This window comes from Vibrio sp. M260112, assembly GCF_036533775.1.
Taxonomy (GTDB): Bacteria; Pseudomonadota; Gammaproteobacteria; order Enterobacterales; family Vibrionaceae; genus Vibrio.
On sequence record NZ_JATABH010000202.1, the window covers coordinates 1 to 465 of the forward strand.

A 465-nucleotide genomic window follows, 5' to 3' on the forward strand; every position below is an offset into this window, starting at 1 on the left:
ACTGTATCGCCAAGAATCGCTGTTTACCCAGTCGGGTATCGAACTATCACGAACCACCATGGCAAGGTGGATTATCCAAGTCAGTGAGAAGTTTGCCCCGCTTTACGCGGCCTTAAAAACGCACCTACTCGAGCAAATAGTGGTTCAGGTGGATGAAACGCCGCTCAATGTGCTCAAGGAAGATAAACAATGTTACATGTGGCTCTACTGCTCGGGCGCGGACTCGCCAGAAGCTGCACTCCCCAATGTGAAGAATATCGTCTTGTATGACTATCAAAACAGTCGCGCGAGGGCGTGCCCTGTTGCCTTCTTGGGCAACTATGATGGCTATCTGCAAACCGATGGTTATGGTGCTTATGATGGGCTTCATCTCGTCACCAATGTCGGTTGCTTCGCGCATGCTCGGCGCAAGTTCATGGACGCGAAAAAGCTTCAAGGCAAAGGCAAGTCAGGTAAAGCGGATAA

General features: G+C 50.5%; 1 protein-coding gene. It reads left to right on the top strand.

What is annotated here, in order from left to right; all coding sequences use genetic code 11:
- The coding region (locus tag QTN95_RS21145) for an IS66 family transposase (RefSeq protein WP_331418898.1) at window positions 1-465 on the top strand (465 nt) is incomplete at both ends.